This is a genomic window from Nonomuraea sp. 3-1Str (assembly GCF_031570565.1).
GTDB lineage: Bacteria > Actinomycetota > Actinomycetes > Streptosporangiales > Streptosporangiaceae > Nonomuraea.
In genome coordinates this window covers 79,975-97,655 of record NZ_JALHBK010000030.1, presented here as the reverse complement: position 1 = coordinate 97,655, position 17,681 = coordinate 79,975, and the positions used below count along the sequence as shown (strand labels likewise).

Below are 17,681 nucleotides of genomic sequence, written 5' to 3'. Positions count from 1 at the left end.
TGATATCATGTCCTTCATCACCTAAGCCTTCTCGGTTCGGATTCGCGGCCCCGAGGAGGCTTTTTTCATGACTTCACACATCAACACCGCAGTCGCCGCAGGCACCTGGAAGCTGGGTGACCTCACGGTCAATCGCGTCGGGTTCGGTGCCATGCGTCTCACGGGCAGCGCCGCGTTCGACCTGGGCACGCCGAGCGACCGCGAACGCTCGATCAAGGTGCTCCGGCGCGCGATCGAGCTGGGCGTCAACCACATCGACACCGCCTCGTACTACTTCTCCTCGCTGCGCTCCGCCAACGAGCTGATCAACCGGGCACTGGCGCCGTACCCGGACGACCTGGTCATCACCACCAAGGTCTGGCCGGGCCGGGACCCCTCGGGCGCATGGTGGTGGGCCACGCCGGAGCAGTTGCGCGGCCAGGTCGAGGAGAACCTGCGCCAGCTGGGCCGTGACCACCTGGACGTGGTGAACCTGCGCGTCCCCCCGAGCCGGAGGACCGGCTCGATCGCCGAGCACTTCGGGGCGCTGGCCGACCTGCGCGACGCCGGGCTCGTACGCCACCTCGGGATATCCAACGCCACGCCCGAGCAGCTGGCCGAGGCCCAGGCCGTCGCGCCGGTGGTCTGCGTGCAGAACCCCTACGGTGTCGGCGCGCCGGCCGCGGAGCAGGAGTTTCTGCGGGCCTGTGGTGAGCAGGCCGTCGCCTTCGTGCCGTTCTTCGCGATCGCCGGCGCCGGGCGGGAGGCGGGCGCGAGCGCGACCGACAGCGAGAGGGTGCTCGCCGTCGCCCGCGCGCACGGTGTGACACCCGCGCAGGTCCGGCTGGCGTGGACCCTCCACCAGGGGCCCCATGTGCTGGCCATCCCGGGCACCGGCGACCCGGATCACCTGGCCGACAACGTGGCCGCGGGCGCGCTGCGACTCTCGGAGGACGAGATGGCGCGCCTGTCGGCCCCTCACCAGGACAGCGAGTAGGGCAGGACGCCGGCCGGTGACCGTTCTACCGCTCCGGGGCTACCGCTCCGGGTCACCGGCCGGCCTGGCGGCCCAGCCGCCGTACTCATAGTCCGTGTACCGGCCGCCCTGATAGTGGTCGGTGTACGGTCCCAGCTCCTCCGCGAAGTCCTCCGCGTCGTCCATCGGCGCGTATCCGAGAGCGCTCGCCCCGGCGCTCTGCGTCCACCACGACCGCGCGTTGCGCGAAACGCCGTAGACGACCACGTGTCCCAGCCCGGCCGGCGCCGTCAGGCAGGCCCGGTAGAGCCGGGCCGCGTCGGCGTGGCTCAGCCAGGTGTGCAGATGACGCGGTTCGGTGGGACGCTCTTCGAAGGACCCGACGCGCACGGAGATCACGTCGAGGCCGAAGCGGTCGGCGTACAGACTGCCCAGCGCTTCCCCGAAGGCCTTGGCCGCGCCGTAGAGCCCGTCGGGCCGGGCCGCCTCCCGCCCGTCGAGCAGCGTCCCCGCCGGGTAGAAGCCGGTGATCCGGTTGGAGCTGGTGTTGACGACGCGCCGGACGCCCTCCCTGCGGCACGCCTCGAAGACGTTGTGGACGCCGTGCAGATTGGGCCCCTCGATGGTGTCGAAATCGGTCTCGTCGGCGACGCCTCCCAGGTGCACCACCGCGTCGACGCCGCGCACGGCGGCTCGCACCTGCTCCAGGTCGGTGAGGTCAGCCGGGACGAACTCCTCGTACGCGGCGAGCCCGGCGATGGCGCGGACGTCCGAGAGCCGCACCTGGGCGATCTCCGGCAGCAGGCCGCGCCTCAGCGCCCGCCCGATGTTCCCGGCCGCTCCGGTGACGAGGACGCGTGCGGGAAGCCCGGTCATTCCGGCTCACCGATCGTCGGCAGCCCCCTGAGGTAGTTGCTGCGCGTCGCCCTGGCCGCGCCGAGACCGTCGCGGGCGGCGACCGCTTCGATGATCTCGTCGTGCTCGCGGGCGGAGCGCCCGTCAGGTCCCCGGTTGCGGAAGTACAGCGAGACGGTCCGGCTGGTGTGCAGCTCCAGCGAGTCGATCGCGGAGGTGAGGAACCTGTTGTCCGCCCGGGAGACCAGCACCCGGTGGAAGGCGAGGTCGGCGAGGCGTGCCCGGCCGACGTCGCCCTCTCGCAGGGCGTCCAGCAGTTCGTCGTTGTGGGCACGCAGGGCGGCCACGTCGTCGCCGGTGGCGCGGGGCGCGGCGAGCTGGGCGGCCAGCGCGTGCAGGATGCCCAGCGGCGCGATGATCAGCTCAAGGTCGCCGGCGTGCGCCTCGGCCACCTTCGGCCGCCTGCGGGGCGGCATGGCCACCACGCCCTCGCGCTCCAGCTGGATCAGCGCCTCACGGACAGGGGTCCTGCTCACGGAGATCTCCTGGGCGATGGTGGCGTCGTCCAGAACCTCCCCCGGCGGCAGGTGACCCTCGACGAGGCGGCCCCGCAGATAGGCGTATGCCACATCCCGCGCCGAAGTGACCAGATGCTCCATGCCTGACAATATATTGTATTTCAGAGATGGGTGGCGGGGCCTGCGGATCCGTTCCTGACCGGTCGGGTGTGGATCTTGGCCATGCACGCGGGTAGGGCCCCGCCCTGGTCATGACTCCGGGCCCGGTAGGCGCTCGGGCTCTCGCCGACCAGCTCGGTGAAGCGTGAGCTGAACGACCCCAGCGACGTACAGCCGACCGCGAAGCAGACCTCGGTCACCGAGAGGTCGCCGCGCTCCAGCAGCGCCTTGGCCCGCTCGATGCGGCGGGTCATCAGGTAGCTGTAGGGCGTCTCGCCGAAAGCGGCGCGGAAGCTGCGGGAGAAATGACCCGGCGACATCAGCGCGTCACGCGCCAGCGCCGGGACGTCGAGCGGCTCGGCGTACTCGCGGTCCATCCGGTCGCGGGCCCGCCGCAGCCGCACGAGGTCGCCCAGATCCTGGCGTTTCACCTGACCAGGTTCCCACACCCCCGAGATCAGCGGCGTGACGGGACAGGTCGCGGACCGGTCAGGAATGGAGAAGCGCCGGTCGCCGAGCCGCATCTAGCGTAGGCGTCATGGCGGTCACGCCGGTGTGACCCACGACCTCAAGGAGTGACCATGACGGGCTCTTCCACCCAGGGCATCAAGACCGTGCTGCACCCTGTGTCCGACCTGGCGAGGGCCAAGGCGGTGTACGCGGCGCTGCTCGGCGTACAGCCGCAGACCGACGAGTCCTACTACGTCGGCTTCGAGGCCGAGGGCCAGCACATCGGGCTGGTGCCGAACGGCGGCCCCCAGGGCATGAGCTCGCCGGTGGCCTACTGGCACGTGCCCGACATCGAGGCGAAGCTGGCCGAGGTGACCGCGGCGGGCGCGGTCGTGAAGGAGGCCGCGCACGACGTCGGCGGCGGACGCCTGGTGGCCACCGTCACCGACCCCGACGGCAACGTCCTCGGGCTGCTTCAGGACCGATGAGCGCCGGCCCCGTTCCCACGCGCGGGAGAGGGGTGACGGTGGATATCAGACATACTTCTCAAAGCTAGCCAGACTCGGCCAGGCGGGCCCGTTCAACAGATGGACCGACAGATAGATGGAGACACGATGAGCATGGCCACGAGGACGGACACGCCGCCGACGGCGCCGCACGCCGCCGACAGCCACGGTCTGATCCGCGTGTACGGCGCGCGGGAGAACAACCTCAAGGACGTCACCGTCGAGCTCCCGAAGCGCCGGCTGACGGTGTTCACCGGTGTCTCCGGCTCGGGCAAGAGCTCGCTGGTGTTCGGCACGATCGCCGCTGAGTCGCAGCGGATGATCAACGAGACCTACAGCACCTTCGTGCAGGGCTTCATGCCGACGCTGGCGCGGCCCGAGGTCGACGTCCTCGACGGGCTGACGACCGCGATCATCGTCGACCAGCAGCGGCTGGGTGCCGATCCCCGCTCCACCGTCGGCACGGCCACCGACGCGAACGCGATGCTGCGCATCCTGTTCAGCCGGCTCGGCCGGCCGCACATCGGCTCTCCCAAGGCGTTCTCCTTCAACGTCGCCTCGATCAGCGGAGCGGGCGCGGTCACGCTGGAGCGCGCCGGCAAGGCCGTGAAGGAGCGACGCAGCTTCAGCATCACCGGCGGCATGTGCCCGCGTTGCGAGGGCACGGGCTCGGTCACGGACTTCGACCTGTCCGCGCTGTACGACGGCGGCCTGTCGCTCAACGAGGGCGCGCTGACGATCCCCGGCTACAGCATGGACGGCTGGTACGGCCGCATCTTCCGCGGCTGCGGCCTGTTCGACCCGGACAAGCCGATCCACGCGTACACCGAGGCCGAGCTCCACGACCTGCTCCACAAGGAGCCGACCAAGATCAAGGTCGACGGCGTCAACCTGACCTACGAGGGGCTGATCCCGAAGATCCAGAAGTCGTTCCTGTCCAAGGACCGGGCGTCGATGCAGCCGCACATCCGGGCGTTCGTGGACCGGGCGGTCACCTTCACCACCTGCCCCGACTGCGATGGCAGCAGGCTGAACGAGGGTGCCCGGTCCTCGCGCATCGGCGGGATCAACATCGCCGACGCGTGCGCGATGCAGATCAGCGACCTGGCCGAGTGGGTCCGCGGCCTCGACGAGCCGTCGGTGGCGCCGCTGCTGGCGACGCTGGGGCAGACGCTCGACTCGTTCGTTGAGATCGGGCTCGGCTACCTCAGCCTCGACCGGTCGTCGGGCACGCTGTCGGGCGGCGAGGCGCAGCGCGTCAAGATGATCCGCCACCTCGGCTCCTCGCTCACCGACGTCACCTACGTCTTCGACGAGCCCACCACGGGCCTGCACCCCCATGACATCCAGCGGATGAACGACCTGCTGCTGCGGCTGCGGGACAAGGGCAACACGGTGCTCGTCGTGGAGCACGAGCCGGAGACGATCGCGATCGCCGACCACGTCGTCGACCTCGGCCCCGGCGCCGGCACGGCGGGCGGCACCCTCTGCTACGAGGGCACCGTCGAGGGGCTGCGGGCCAGCGGCACCATCACCGGCCGCCACCTCGACGACCGGGCCCCCCTCAAGGAGACGGTGCGGACGCCCACCGGCACGCTGAAGATCCGCGGCGCGACGGCGCACAACCTGCGCGACGTCGACGTCGACATCCCGCTGGGGGTGCTCGTGGCCGTCACCGGCGTCGCCGGCTCCGGCAAGAGCTCCCTCGTGAACTCGTCCATCCCCGCCGGCGCCGATGTGGTGTCGGTCGACCAGACCCCGATCCGCGGCTCGCGACGGAGCAACCCGGCGACGTACACCGGGCTGCTCGACCCGATCCGCAAGGCGTTCGCGAAGGCCAACGGCGTCAAGCCGGCGCTGTTCAGCGCCAACTCCGAGGGCGCCTGCCCCGCCTGCAACGGCGCCGGTGTCATCTACACCGACCTGGCGATCATGGCGGGCGGCGCCCCCCCCTGCGAGGAGTGCGACGGGAAGCGGTTCCAGGCATCGGTGCTGGACCACCATCTCGGCGGCCGCGACATCAGCGAGGTGCTCGCGATGTCGGTGACCGAGGCCGAGGAGTTCTTCGCCGCCGGCGAGGCGCGCACGCCGGCCGCGCACGCCATCCTGGGCCGGCTCGCCGACGTGGGGCTCGGCTACCTCAGCCTGGGCCAGCCGCTCACCACGCTGTCCGGCGGCGAGCGCCAGCGGCTCAAGCTGGCCACCCACATGGCCGACAAGGGCGGCGTCTACGTCCTCGACGAGCCGACCACCGGCCTCCACCTCGCGGACGTCGAGCAGCTGCTCGCCCTGCTCGACCGGCTCGTCGACTCCGGCAAGTCGGTCATCGTCATCGAGCACCACCAGGCGGTCATGGCGCACGCCGACTGGATCATCGACCTCGGCCCCGGGGCCGGCCACGACGGCGGCCGGATCGTCTTCGAGGGCACACCCGCCGACCTCGTCGCCGCCCGCTCCACCCTCACCGGCGAGCACCTCGCGGCCTACGTCGGCGCCTGACGGCAAACCCTCGCCGGGGCCCTCACCAGGGACCGGAGAGTCGGGGAGGCGGCCGCGGGCGGCGAGACTCCGCCGCCCGCGGCGTGCACCCTCACCGCGACGTCACCGGGACGTCGAGGTCAGCATGCCGTGCGGGTCGAGCACGTACTTGCGCGCCGCGCCCTCGTCGAACTCGTGGTAGCCCCGCGGGGCGTCGTCCAGCGGGATCGGCGTGGCGTTGACCGCCTTGGCGATCTGCACCCGGTCGTGCAGGATCGCCATCATGAGCTGGCGGTTGTACCTCATGACGGGGCACTGGCCGGTGACGAAGCTGTGCGACTTCGCCCAGCCGAGGCCGATGCGGATCGACAGTGAGCCGTGCTGGGCGGCCTCGTCCGCCGCGCCCGGGTCGCCGGTCACGTACAGGCCCGGGATGCCGAGCGCGCCACCCGCACGGGTGACGTCCATCAGCGTGTTGAGCACGGTCGCGGGCCGCTCCACCTCCGACTCGTTGCCGTGGCCGCGGGCCTCGAAGCCGACCGCGTCCACGGCGCAGTCCACCTCGGGCTCGCCGAGGATCTGCTCGATCTGGTCCTTCGGCTCCCCCATGGCCACGTTGACGGTCTCGCAGCCGAAGCTGTGCGCCTGGTCGAGACGCTCCTTGTTCAGGTCGCCGACGATGACGACGGCGGCGCCGAGCAGGTACGCCGAGCACGCGGCGGCGAGCCCGACCGGGCCCGCGCCGGCGACGTAGACGGTCGAGCCCGGCTTCACCCCGGCGCTCACGCAGCCGTGGAACCCCGTCGGGAAGATGTCCGCGAGCATGGCCAGGTCGAGGATCTTCTCCATCGCCCGTTCCTTGTCCGGGAACTTCAGCAGGTTCCAGTCCGCGTAGGGCACCAGGACGTACTCGGCCTGGCCGCCCACCCAGCCGCCCATGTCGACGTAGCCGTAGGCGGATCCCGGACGGTCCGGGTTGACGTTCTCGCAGACGCCGGTCTTGCCCTCCTTGCAGTTGCGGCAGCGTCCGCAGGCGATGTTGAACGGTACGGACACGAGGTCGCCGGTGTGGATGTACTCGACGTCGGAACCGGTGTCGATCACCTCACCGGTGATCTCGTGGCCGAGGATGAGCCCGTGCGGGGCCGTGGTGCGTCCGCGGACCATGTGCTGGTCGCTTCCGCAGATGTTCGTGGCGACGGCCTTGAGTATCGCCGCGTGGGGCAGTTTGCGTCCCACGTTGCCCGGGTTCACCCCTGGGCCGTCCTTGAGCTCGTAATCGGGATAATCGGTCTCGCGTACCTCGACCTTGCCTGGACCTTCGTAGGAAACGCCCCTGTTACCAGGCATGACGAGCCCCCTCCCTCACGCGAAGTTGCGGATGGTCGTGCGATGTTCGCGGATGGGCATCACCTCTCGTGGCCGTGGCGCCAGCGGCGGCGGATGCCGTGCCCCACGCGCTCGTCGATGTGGTCGTGCTCCGGGCTGCGGGCCGCCGGGATGTCCCCGGCCGCGCCATGCGCCGCCCGCCCGGGCTCGGTGCCCTGCGGCTCGCGGGCGCCGACGACCTCTCCGGCCGTCCCCTGCTCGGCCTCCTCGGGCACCTCCCGCGCCGGGCGTGCCACCGCGTCGTACACCAGCACGGCGACCACGGCCCCGACGATCGGGCCGATGACGTACACGCCGAACTGCGCCCAGGGCGCGTGGCCGCCGAACAGGCTGGTCGTCAGGTACGGGCCGAAGGTGCGGGCCGGGTTGACCGAGCCGCCGGTCAGCGGGCCGATCACGAAGATCTCCCCGGCGACGGCCAGGCCGATCATCCATCCCGCCCACCCGGCCGGCGCGCGCCGGTCCACGGCCAGCGCCATGATCGTGAGCAGCAGCAGGAACGTCCCCAGCGCCTCCAGCAGGATGCCCTGCCCGTAGCCGACACCCGGCCCCAGGACTGTCTGCCCGGTGCCGAGGGCGGCCGCCCGGCGGCCGAAGCCACCCACGATGAGCAGGCCGCCGGCGAACGCGCCGACGAGCTGCGCCACGATGTAGAGCGGCACCTCCGACCACGGGAACCTGCGGCCGGCGGCGAGCGCGATGGTGACGGCCGGGTTGATGTGGGCGCCGGAGGTGGTGCCGAAGGCGTAGACGACGAGCGCGATGACCACGGCGAACGACAGCGAGATGAAGCCGAGAGCGGCGTAGGTGAGCGTGCCGTGCCCCATCACCAGCGCCGCCACCACCGCGCCGGGTCCGAAGAGCACCAGCAGCATCGTTCCGATGGCTTCCGCGACGAGACGCCGCGGTAGGTCTCCAACCATCGCAACCCCCGATGACGATGGTTCACATCCCCGAAAGGAGAGCCCCCCAATTTCCGAATATATACCTGAATCGGGCCCCTGAGCAGGTCAGACGAGACGCCGATGGGTGTCGTCCAGACGCTGGGTGAGACCGGCCCTGTCGAGGTGTTCGAGCAGGGGGACGGCCACCCGGCGGCTCGTGCCGAGGACGGCTCGGGCCTGGCTGACCGTGAACGGCTGCGGCAGGCGCCCCAGCAGCTCCGCCGCCCGCGCGTCGGCGCCCGGCAGCAGCACGATCCCGTCTCCCACGCGCAGCAGCGCCCCGGCCCGCTCGGCCGCGGCCAGCTCGCGCGCGCCCAGCCCCAGCTCGGCCAGCCGGCCCGCGTCCGGCGCCTGGAACGGCCGGTCCGCCAGCTCCCGCCTCAGCCGCTCGACCGCCCTGGCCACGGGTGCGGGCAGGCCCGCGGGTCCGGCGGCGATCCGGCCCGCGGCGACGGTGAGCGGCGGCCGTACCAGCGCCGCGACCAGCCGCCGGTCGGGCAGGCCGAGCGCGTGGCGAGCCGCCTCGACGGGCATGCCGGGCTCCAGGGGGTGGGCCGCCGCGTGCCGCCGCACCACGTCCTCCAGCCGCCGGCCCTCCTCGGCCCAGCGGCCGGGGTCGGCGTACCAGCCGTCGCACACGGGCTGCGGCGCTCCTTCCGCGACGGCGGCGGGATCGACTCCCATGGCGCGCAGGTCGGCGGCGCGGAGCAGCCCGTGAAGACGCAGGGCGAACGCCGTCCCGGGCACCGCACCGCCCGGCGGCCCCGTCCCGGGCCCTGCCGCGTCGAGCGCCGGCGTCCACGGCGCGGCTCTCCCGGGCGCGGCCGTCTGCTGGAGGGCCGTCTGCTGGAGGGCCGTCTCCTGGAGGGCCGTCTCCTGGAGGGCCGTGGCCAGCAGGGCGGCCCGTTGACGGGCCGCGCCTCGGCGGCGCAGGGGCGGAGGGCGTACGTCGAGGACGGTCGCGCCGGCGAGCACCCGCACCCCGGAGCGGTCCCGCCCGGGGTCGCGGCCGGGATCGCGCAGGAGCAGCACGTCGCCGAGGTGAAGCGGCAGCGGCCGGGCCAGCCGCAGCCGCGCGAACGGCCCGCCCAGGGGCCCGCCGAGGGGCCGCACCTCGCACGTCACCGCCGCCGACCCCACATGCACGGTCAACCGCCCCGGCAACGCCCACCCTGCCCGTCCGCCCGGCCGTCCGCCCGGCCCGCCGTCGAGGTCGTCGCCCGGCTCACCGCCCGCGCCGCCGTCCGCGCCGAGGCCGTCACCAGGCGGGTGATGGTCCGTGCGGCGGGGAGCGCCGACCGGCGAGACCCGCACGTCCACCTCCTCCGTGTACGTCCACCGGCCCGGCGTGACCAGTGTCTGCCCCCGTTCGGGGACGTCATGACCGCGCAGGTTGACCGCCACCCGGGCGACCGCGGACACCTCGACACGCGGCTCCTTCAGCGACTCCAGCGCCCTGACCCGCACCGGCTCCCCGGCGAGCAGCAGCTCGTCGCCCACCGTGATCGTTCCGGCGGGCAGCGTGCCGGTGACGACCGTGCCGCTGCCGGTCACGCTGAACGCCCGGTCCACCCACAGCCGGACCGGGGCCGCCGGATCGGGCGGCGGCAGCGCGGCCACGAGCCGGTCCAGCGCCGCCCGCAGCGGGTCCAGCCCCTCCCCGGTACGCCCGCTGACGACCACCGTCTCGACCCCGCCCGGACCGCCACCTCCGGAACCGGCCGCGTTCAGGCGGGCGCGGGCCTGCTCGGCCGCCGGCCCCGGGTCGGCCAGGTCCGCCCGGGTCACCACGAGCACGCAGTGCCGCACTCCCAGGGCCTCCAGCGCCACCAGGTGCTCCTCCGACTGCGGCATCCACCCCTCGTCGGCCGCCACCACGAACATGACAGCCGGCACCGGCCCCACCCCCGCCAGCATCGTGGCCAGGAACCGCTCGTGGCCCGGCACGTCCACGAACGCGAGGCGCTCCCCCGAGGGCAGGACCGTCCAGGCGTGGCCGAGCTCGATCGTGAGCCCGCGCCGCCGCTCCTCCTCCAGCCGGTCGGGCTCCATGCCGGTGAGCGCCCGTACGAGGGTGGACTTGCCGTGGTCGACGTGGCCGGCGGTGGCGACGACGTGCGTCATGCCGGCGCTCCCCCTCGGTCTCCGCCGGCTCCTCCTGACGGCCGTGCCGTCGCCGCGCACGCCAGCACGGCCCGTACGAGGTCGTCGTCGTGTTCGGGCGGGACGGCGCGCAGGTCGAGCAGCAGGCGGCCGTCCTCGATCCGGCCGACGACCGGCGGGTCGCCCGTCCGCAGCGGGGCGGCGAGCCGTTCGGGGAGGCTCACGGCGGCGCTCGGCAGGGTCACGCCGGGCGCGCCGCCCCCGCCCACCGCGGCGACAGTCGGCACCGCCCGCGCGTCGAGCCCCAGGGCGGCCGACGCGGCGGACAGCCGGCCGGCCAGGGCCGCGGCGCGCTCCGCCAGCGCGGCGGGATCGGCGCGCAGCGCCCGCCGGACCGGGGGGACGGGGCCGCGCAGCGTCGCCTCCAGCGCGGCGAGCGTCAGCTTGTCGACCCGCAGCGCGCGGGCGAGAGGATGCCGCCGGCAGCGTTCGACCAGGTCGTGGCGGCCGAGAAGGAGGCCCGCCTGCGGCCCGCCGAGCAGCTTGTCGCCGCTGGCCGTCACCAGGTCCGCGCCCGCCTGCAGCATGCCGGTGGCGTCGGGCTCGGCGGGCAGCAGCGGCTCGCGGGCGAGCAGCCCGGAGCCGATGTCCACGACGACGGGCACGCCCAGCCCGGCCAGCTCGGGAACCTGGGCGGAGCCGGTGAAGCCCTCGATCCGGAAGTTCGACGGGTGGACCTTGAGCACGAAACCCGTCTCCGGCCCGACGGCGTCCGCGTAGTCGCGGACGGAGGTGCGGTTGGTGGTGCCGACCTCGCGCAGCCGTGCCCCGGTGGAGACGAGCAGGTCGGGGATGCGGAACCCGTCGCCGATCTCCACCAGCTCGCCCCTGCTGATCACGATCTCGCGGCCGGCGGCCAGCGCGGTGGCCGCGAGGACGAGCGCGGCGGCGTTGTTGTTGACGACGTGGACGTCCCCGGCGGCGGGGACGGCGCGGGCCAGCGCGTCGAGCGTGCTCCGGCCGCGCCGCGCCCGGACTCCCGAGGCCAGGTCGAACTCCACGTCGGCGTGGCCCGCCGCGGCGGCCATCGCCTCGACGGCGGCGGCCGACAGCGGCGCCCGGCCGAGGTTGGTGTGGACGAGCACGCCCGTCGCGTTGAGGACGGGGCGCAGGCCCGTGGCCCGCGCCGGGAGGGCGGTCACCGCCGCGTCTGCCACCTCCTCGGGGCCGATCTCACCCCGCCGCGCCCGCTCCTGGGCCCGCGCCACGGCCTCCTTGACGACCGCCCGGCCCAGCCGCCCGGCGGCCTCGGCCAGCCGCGGGTCGGCGAGCACGGCGTCGGTCCGCGGCACACGCCTTCGCAGGTCCACGTTCCGAACATAAGCGGAGGCGGACGGGAATCGAACCCGCCAGGCCGAGGACCTCGGCCTCGTCGGTTTTGAAGACCGCGGGGGCCACCAGGCGCCCAGACGCCTCCAAGGGAGAACCTACCCGCGGGCGGGTACGGGTCGAGGCGGCACACACCGACGCGGACACACCTGTGCGAGGCCAGCGTGAGCGACATGGGCGACATGGGCGACCTGGACGACACGAGCGACATGAGCGACGTAAGCGACCTAAGCGACGCGGCATGAGCGACGTGAGCGGCATCAGCGACTCGAACGGCTTGAGTGTCGGCGCTGCGCCCACGGCCCGCCCGGGACCGGGCGCGGTCCGGCTGACCGGGTACGCGCACGGCGGCGGCTGCGCCTGCAAGATCCCGCCCGGCGAGCTGGAGACCATCGTCGCCGCCCTCGCCGGCACGCCCGCGCCCGTGTCACCGGCCGGTGAGCTGATCGTCGGGCTGGACGACGGCGACGACGCGGCCGTGGTGCGTCTGGACGGCTGCCGGGCGGTGGTGGTGACGGCCGACTTCTTCACGCCCGTGGTGGACGACCCGTACGACTGGGGCCGGGTGGCGGCGGCCAACGCCCTGTCGGATGTGTACGCGGTGGGCGGGGAGCCGCTGGTCGCGGTGAACCTGCTGGGCTGGCCCCGCGAGCGGCTGCCCCTGGAGCTGGCGGAGGAGGTGCTGCGCGGCGGCCTGGACGTGGCGCGCGCGGCGGGCTGCCACGTCTCGGGCGGCCACAGCGTGGACGACCCGGAGCCGAAGTACGGCATGGCGGTCACGGGCCTGGCCGACCCGGAGCGGCTGCTGCGCATCGGCGCCGGCCGGCCCGGCCTGCCGATCTCGCTGACCAAGCCGCTCGGCGTCGGGGTGCTGAACACGCGGCACAAGGCGACGGGCGAGGTGTTCGAGCAGGCGGTCGCCGCGATGACCACGCTGAACCGCGACGCGTCCCGGGCCGCCCTGGCCGCCGGGGTGGAGTGCGCCACGGACGTGACCGGGTTCGGCCTGCTCGGCCACCTCTACAAGCTCGCCAGGGCCGGCCGGGTGACGGCGGTGGTGGACGTGGCGGCGGTGCCGTACCTGGAAGGGGCCCGGGAGGCGCTGCGCGACGGGTACGTGAGCGGCGGCACGCGCCGCAACCTCGACTGGGTACGCCCCCGGCTGGATCCCGGCGGCTACGGCGAGGACGAGCTGCTGCTGCTCGCCGACGCCCAGACCTCCGGCGGGCTCCTGGTGGCCGGCGAGATCCCCGGCGCGCCGGTCATCGGCGAACTCGTCCCCTTCGAGGGGCCGCACCTGCGCCTGCGCTGACCGCACTCCGGGACGACGTCGCCGGCCGGTGACGGCCCCCGGGGTGGGAACCTTCCGGTGCCCTACCGGGACACGTACTGCCGGACGAGCTCCTCCGTGGTCCGCGCGACCTGGTCGAGGTCGCCTCCGAGCCCGACCAGCAGCCGGGCCGCCACGCTCTCACCGTCGCGGACGAGCGCGAGCAGGATGTGCTCGGTGCCGATGTAGTCGAGGCCGCGCTGCAAGGACTCCCGGTTCGCCCCCTGGAGAACCTGGGTGGCCGGCGGGGTGAAGGCCAGGTGCCCCGGCGTGGCGGACCGGCCTCGGCCCTGGCTCTCCTCGACCTGCCGGCGCACCTCTTCAAGGGTCAGGCCCATACCCTTGAGGACCGCGGCGCCCACGCCCTCGCCTTCCCGGATCAGACCGAGGAGGACATGCTCGGTGCCGATGTGGTCGTGGGCGAGCATCCTGGCCTCTTCCTGGGACAGGACCACCACACGCCGCGCCCGGTCGGTGAACTTCTCGAACATGCCGCCGCTCCTCGCCAAAAGTCACTCAAGCCCGGGCAAACCGGTTCCCCTCCTTTCCGCATGCTAGTGGGACACACCGCCGCGCCGGGCGCCCACGACAGTGGTGAGACGCCGGGGTATGCGGCGAAGACAGCCGGCCATTCTTCGCGTCGTCCGGCGTTCCTAGGGTCGACCGTGACAGATCGAACCATCTGAGGAGCGTCCCCCATGCGTGCTGTCATCCAGAGTTCTTTCGGCGGCCCCGAGGTCCTGCGCGTCGTCAAGGCCGACCGCCCGGAGCCGCTGTCGGGCGAGGTCCTGGTCCGGGTGCGGGCCAGCGGACTGAACCCGGTCGACGCCGCTGTGAGGTCCGGCGCTTACCCGCTTCTCGGTCAGCCGCCGTTCGGCGTCGGCTGGGACATCTCCGGTGTCGTGGCGGAGGCCGCTCCCGGCGCCCGGTACAAGGTGGGCGAGGAGGTGTACGGCATGCCGTTCTTCCCCCGCGCCGCGACCGGCTACGCCGAGTACGTGGCCACCCCCTCACGCCAGGTGGCCCGCAAGCCCGCGTCCCTGGACCATGTCCAGGCCGCGGCCCTTCCCCTGGCCGGGCTCACCGCATGGCAGGGGCTGGTGGACGCGGCGGGCGTCCAGGCGGGTGACCGGGTGCTGATCCACCGGGCCGCGGGCGGGGTCGGCCACCTGGCGGTGCAGATCGCCAAGGCCCGCGGCGCGTACGTGATCGCGCTGGCCAGCGCGGGCAAGCACGAGTTCGTCCGCTCTCTCGGCGCCGACGAGGTGATCGACTATCAGACGGCCGACTTCACCGAGGCGGTCCATGACGTGGACGTCGTCCTCGACTCCAACGCGCGGGGGGAGAGCTCGCTGGCCGTACTCAAGCCCGGCGGGATCCTCGTGAGCATCATGGAGCACGCGAACGCGGAGCTCGCCGCGCGAGTGGAGGCCGCGGGGCGGCGCTTCGCGGGTGTGTCGGTCGAGCCCGACTACGCGGCGCTGGAGGCCATCGCCGCGCTGGTCGACGCCGGCGCGATCCGCCCGCACGTCCAGGAGACCTTCCCGCTGGAGGAAGCCGGGAAGGCGCACGAAGTGCTGGAGGGTGGCCAGGTCCGCGGAAAGCTCGTCCTGACGGTATAAATCACGACATGGACATCCTCGCCGGCGCGCTGGAGTCGATGCGGACCGGGCATCCCACCTCCGTCCGCACCGACGGCCACGCGCCGTGGGGGCTGCGGTTGCCGCCCGCCGCGGGCGCCGGCTTCCACGTGGTGTTGCACGGCTCGTGCTGGCTCGTCCCCGAGGACGCCCCGCGCCTGGAGCCGATCCCGTTGGGCGTGGGCGACGTGGTGTTCCTGCGCAGCGGCTCCCGCCACGTCCTGGCCGACCACCCCAGCACTCCGGGCGAGGTGCCGGGACCGGAGCGCTACACCAGGGCTCCACCGATCGGGTCGGTCGTGCTCGGCGGCGCCGGAACCCGCACCACCCTGCTGTGCGGCAACTACCACCTCGACATGGCCCGGCCGCACCCGCTGGTCCGGCAGCTGCCCGAGGTGGTCCACCTGCGCACGCGGCACGGCCGGCATGTCGAGCTCGGCGCCGTGGTGCGGCTGCTCGGCGCGGAGCTGGAGAATCCGCGTATCGGCTCGGAAGGCATCGTGCCCGCGCTGATCGACTCGCTGCTGCTGTACATCCTGCGCGCCTGGCTGGAGGACCAGCCCGCCGAAGCGGAAGGCTGGTCCGCCGCGCTCCGCGACCCGGCGGTCGCCCCGGCGCTGGCGGCCGTCCACGACACCCCCTCGGCTCCGTGGACGGTGGAGTCCCTGGCCGTACGGTCCGGGCTCTCCCGCGCCGCCTTCGCCAGGAGGTTCACCACCCTGGTCGGCGAACCGCCCATGGCCTACCTGACCCGCTGGCGCCTGACGCTGGCCGCCAAGCTCCTGCGCAACTCCGACGTCCCGCTGCTCACCGTCGCCGCCCGGACGGGCTACAGCACGGAGTTCGCCCTGGCCAGGGCGTTCAAGCGGGAGTACGGCATCGCCCCCGGCGGCTACCGCCGCCAGGCCAGGGCCGCCTGACGGACTCACGCACTCCGCACGCGTCCCGAGCCGCCCGCCGAACCTGGAGGACAGCTCACGACTCCCTTCGGGAACGCGCGGGTGACCGCTTCCATGCGGTTGGAGACCTGCAGCCGCCGGTAGGCGTTCTCCAGGTGCTTGCGCACGGTTCCTTCGGACACGCCCAGCCGGCGGGCGATCTGGAGGTTGGTGTGTCCCACGGCGAGCAGGTGCAGCAGTTGCCACTGCCGGGGCGTGAGCCGGGGAGCGGGATGCCGGCGCCGTTCGGCGTCCAGGTATGCCTCGTGCAGGTGGGCCGCAGCCGCCGCGGGAAGCGCGGCCGCGCTCGACCTGGGCCTGCACATCGTCCGCTGCGACTATGGCGCGGAGGTCGCCAACTCCGTGAGCCGACGGCTCGTCTTCGCCGCACACCGCGACGGCGGGCAGCGGCAGTTCGTGGAGCGTCCCGTGCCCGACGTGCCGGATGAGTCCTTGGCGCCTGTCCTCGCCTGCGGAGGTCCGCTCCGACATCCGGGCCGCCGGCGGTGTGGTTCATGAGGCGTCGCTGGGGGGCTCGCCCAGGACGGTCTGGTAGGTGGCGCGGCCGACCTGGTCGATCCCTGCGGCCTTCGCATCGTCGATCAGGCGCAGCAGCTTGACGTAGCCGGGATCGAGCACCTGGGTTCCCCGCCGCCGCGCTCCCTCTCGCAAGGCGCGATCAGCAACGCCCCATGCGTGGGCGGCCTGAGTCAGCCAGGCCGACACGGTGCGGCGGACGCCGGAACCTACGCCTGGCAGGAGGTCAGCGGCGCTCCACTAGGATTTTGTCATGGTCGAGTGGGTGCGCCTTGAGCTGGACGTGGGCGGTTTCGACGACGCGGCGTTCGAGCCGTACCTGGAACAGGCCCGCGAGGCGGGCATCACCTTCACCACGATGGCCGTGCTCGGTGACAGCGCCCAGCACCATCGTGCGCTCTACGAGCTCAACAAAGCGTGCTCTGCCGACATCCCCGAGCGTGGCGAGTTCTACACCTACGACGCCTACATCGCCGAACGCATCGAGGTGCCGTCGTTCGACCCAGCAGGGGTCGTCCTGGCGACGCACGACGAGGCCTGGATCGGGATGTCCTCCTCGTCGTTGCACCCGGGCAAGGGGTATGCGGTCAGCGAGATGACCGGCGTCCTCGCCCCTTATCGCGGGCGAGGGCTGTCGCTGGCCTTGAAACTGTTGGCCATCCGTTTCGTGCGGGCGGCAGGCTACCGGCGGCTGGTCACGATTCACCATCCGCGCAACGCCTCCGCGATCGCCATGAACCGCCGCCTGGGCTTTGCCGACCGGACGGACTGAGCCTGCAATTACCTTGTTCCCGTCGGGCGACCCGGTGGCGGGAATCGGAGCCGAGGACGGCGGTGGCATTGAAAGCCTGGGCGTGCTGACCAGCCCGGACGATCATCCGAAGATGCGCGACTGCCAGCAGGCGCGCACCTTTCTCGAACGACAGCGTGACGACGCGGCTCAGCCGAGCAGGTTCTTCACGAAGATCCAGTCCAAGCCATCCTCGCCGGGAGTGTCGAGATGTTCAGCCCGTACCAGGCCAGCGCGCACCGCCACCCGTTGGGAGGCGGTGTTGGCCGGGCGCACACGGGCGATGACGGGCAGGTCGGGAACGTGTTCCGTCACCCACTCGACCACCGCGGTCACGGCCTCGCTGGCCACTCCTTGACCCCAAGATGAGACCTCGAAGCGGTAGAAGACGTTGAGCACGCTCATGTCGTTGAGCTCCATGACCTTGGTCCCGCAGAAGCCCAGCGTCCGGTCTGAGCCGCGGCGTCGCACCACCCAGTAGCCGTAGCCGAAGCGTCGCCAGTGATCATCCCAACGCTGGAAGAGCTCCACCGCCTCCTCCCGCTGAGACAGAGCGTCGGAGGGGTTGTGCAGGCAAGTGGCGGGATCGCTGTGGATGGCGAAGATCGCGTCGATGTCGTCCGGCATCGGGCGCCGCAGCGACAGTCGCGCAGTCAGAAGTTCTTCGCTGCGATGGTTAAGATCAAGCATACGTCGAGCG

17 protein-coding genes, 1 tRNA gene and 2 pseudogenes are annotated in these 17,681 nt (G+C 72.7%); 8 read left to right on the top strand and 12 right to left on the bottom strand.

The genetic code is table 11. The annotated features are described in order from the left end of the window. Positions 1–67 precede the first annotated feature (67 nt). Entirely contained in the window at positions 68–976 is a 909-nt protein-coding gene (locus MTP10_RS34535) for an aldo/keto reductase (RefSeq protein ID WP_310714991.1), read from the top strand. A gap of 39 nt (positions 977–1,015) precedes the next feature. On the opposite strand, the gene MTP10_RS34530 is transcribed toward MTP10_RS34535, so the two are convergent. From MTP10_RS34530 to MTP10_RS34520, 3 genes are read right to left on the bottom strand one after another with little or no spacing between them, the layout of a single operon-like run. Next, complete coding sequence (locus MTP10_RS34530; protein WP_310714989.1) at positions 1,016–1,831, bottom strand: NAD(P)-dependent oxidoreductase; 816 nt, start codon at positions 1,829–1,831, stop codon at positions 1,016–1,018. Further along, the gene (locus tag MTP10_RS34525) at positions 1,828–2,469 is read right to left on the bottom strand and encodes a GntR family transcriptional regulator (RefSeq protein WP_310714985.1); all 642 of its coding nucleotides are present in this window, start codon (positions 2,467–2,469) and stop codon (positions 1,828–1,830) included. Before MTP10_RS34525 ends, MTP10_RS34530 begins: the two co-directional genes overlap by 4 nt. A 20-nt stretch (positions 2,470–2,489) precedes the next feature. Further along, on the bottom strand, positions 2,490–2,864 hold the full coding sequence (locus MTP10_RS34520; RefSeq protein ID WP_310715040.1) for a helix-turn-helix transcriptional regulator: 375 nt from the start codon (positions 2,862–2,864) through the stop codon (positions 2,490–2,492). Positions 2,865–3,068: 204 nt separating this feature from the next. Between MTP10_RS34520 and MTP10_RS34515 the strand changes: the two genes are divergently transcribed. Further along, complete coding sequence (locus MTP10_RS34515) at positions 3,069–3,425, top strand: VOC family protein (protein ID WP_310714983.1); 357 nt, start codon at positions 3,069–3,071, stop codon at positions 3,423–3,425. A gap of 126 nt (positions 3,426–3,551) precedes the next feature. After that, on the top strand, positions 3,552–5,942 hold the full coding sequence (locus MTP10_RS34510; RefSeq protein ID WP_310714981.1) for an excinuclease ABC subunit UvrA: 2,391 nt from the start codon (positions 3,552–3,554) through the stop codon (positions 5,940–5,942). A 102-nt stretch (positions 5,943–6,044) separates the two neighbouring features. Here the strand turns inward: MTP10_RS34510 and fdhA are convergent, their stop codons facing one another. The 5 genes from fdhA to MTP10_RS34485 form a co-directional block, all read right to left on the bottom strand. Then, complete coding sequence (gene fdhA, locus MTP10_RS34505) at positions 6,045–7,271, bottom strand: formaldehyde dehydrogenase, glutathione-independent (RefSeq protein WP_310714978.1); 1,227 nt, start codon at positions 7,269–7,271, stop codon at positions 6,045–6,047. A 59-nt stretch (positions 7,272–7,330) separates the two neighbouring features. Then, on the bottom strand, positions 7,331–8,233 hold the full coding sequence (locus MTP10_RS34500; RefSeq protein WP_310714976.1) for an MIP/aquaporin family protein: 903 nt from the start codon (positions 8,231–8,233) through the stop codon (positions 7,331–7,333). An 87-nt stretch (positions 8,234–8,320) separates the two neighbouring features. Beyond that, on the bottom strand, positions 8,321–10,378 hold the full coding sequence (locus MTP10_RS34495) for a SelB C-terminal domain-containing protein (protein ID WP_310714974.1): 2,058 nt from the start codon (positions 10,376–10,378) through the stop codon (positions 8,321–8,323). Then, entirely contained in the window at positions 10,375–11,727 is a 1,353-nt protein-coding gene (gene selA / locus MTP10_RS34490; protein ID WP_310714971.1) for an L-seryl-tRNA(Sec) selenium transferase, read from the bottom strand. Before selA ends, MTP10_RS34495 begins: the two co-directional genes overlap by 4 nt. A gap of 13 nt (positions 11,728–11,740) precedes the next feature. Continuing rightward, positions 11,741–11,834: transfer RNA gene (locus MTP10_RS34485), tRNA-Sec, on the bottom strand. Positions 11,835–11,987: 153 nt separating this feature from the next. On the opposite strand from MTP10_RS34485, the gene selD reads away from it, so the two are divergent. Further along, on the top strand, positions 11,988–13,058 hold the full coding sequence (selD, locus tag MTP10_RS34480) for a selenide, water dikinase SelD (RefSeq protein WP_310714969.1): 1,071 nt from the start codon (positions 11,988–11,990) through the stop codon (positions 13,056–13,058). A 74-nt stretch (positions 13,059–13,132) separates the two neighbouring features. Here selD and MTP10_RS34475 read toward each other — a convergent pair. Next, positions 13,133–13,567 (bottom strand): annotated as a pseudogene (locus MTP10_RS34475) (Clp protease N-terminal domain-containing protein); the annotation flags it as partial. A gap of 207 nt (positions 13,568–13,774) precedes the next feature. Between MTP10_RS34475 and MTP10_RS34470 the strand changes: the two are divergent. Continuing rightward, complete coding sequence (locus MTP10_RS34470; RefSeq protein ID WP_310714967.1) at positions 13,775–14,698, top strand: NADP-dependent oxidoreductase; 924 nt, start codon at positions 13,775–13,777, stop codon at positions 14,696–14,698. Positions 14,699–14,706: 8 nt separating this feature from the next. Next, a complete protein-coding gene (locus tag MTP10_RS34465) occupies positions 14,707–15,636 on the top strand; it encodes an AraC family transcriptional regulator (protein WP_310714964.1) in 930 nt (309 codons plus the stop codon). A 5-nt stretch (positions 15,637–15,641) separates the two neighbouring features. On the opposite strand, the gene MTP10_RS34460 is transcribed toward MTP10_RS34465, so the two are convergent. After that, positions 15,642–15,980: a response regulator transcription factor gene (locus MTP10_RS34460; protein WP_310714963.1), complete on the bottom strand. Its 339-nt coding sequence runs from the start codon at positions 15,978–15,980 to the stop codon at positions 15,642–15,644. Between MTP10_RS34460 and MTP10_RS34455 the strand changes: the two are divergent. Next, positions 15,940–16,122 (top strand): annotated as a pseudogene (locus MTP10_RS34455) (AraC family transcriptional regulator); the annotation flags it as partial. The gene MTP10_RS34460 and the pseudogene MTP10_RS34455 overlap by 41 nt on opposite strands. Before the next feature lie 45 nt (positions 16,123–16,167). On the opposite strand, the gene MTP10_RS34450 reads toward MTP10_RS34455, so the two are convergent. Next, positions 16,168–16,293 carry a hypothetical protein gene (locus tag MTP10_RS34450; protein ID WP_310714962.1) on the bottom strand — a complete coding sequence of 42 codons (126 nt, stop codon included), beginning with the start codon at positions 16,291–16,293 and terminating at the stop codon, positions 16,168–16,170. A 151-nt stretch (positions 16,294–16,444) separates the two neighbouring features. Here MTP10_RS34450 and MTP10_RS34445 point away from each other — a divergent pair, with 151 nt between their 5' ends. Then, positions 16,445–16,963 carry a GNAT family N-acetyltransferase gene (locus tag MTP10_RS34445; protein ID WP_310714960.1) on the top strand — a complete coding sequence of 173 codons (519 nt, stop codon included), beginning with the start codon at positions 16,445–16,447 and terminating at the stop codon, positions 16,961–16,963. Between the two features lie 168 nt (positions 16,964–17,131). Here the strand turns inward: MTP10_RS34445 and MTP10_RS34440 are convergent, their stop codons facing one another. After that, positions 17,132–17,671, bottom strand: coding sequence for a GNAT family N-acetyltransferase (locus tag MTP10_RS34440; protein WP_310714959.1), 540 nt, complete (start codon positions 17,669–17,671; stop codon positions 17,132–17,134). Positions 17,672–17,681: the final 10 nt, after the last annotated feature.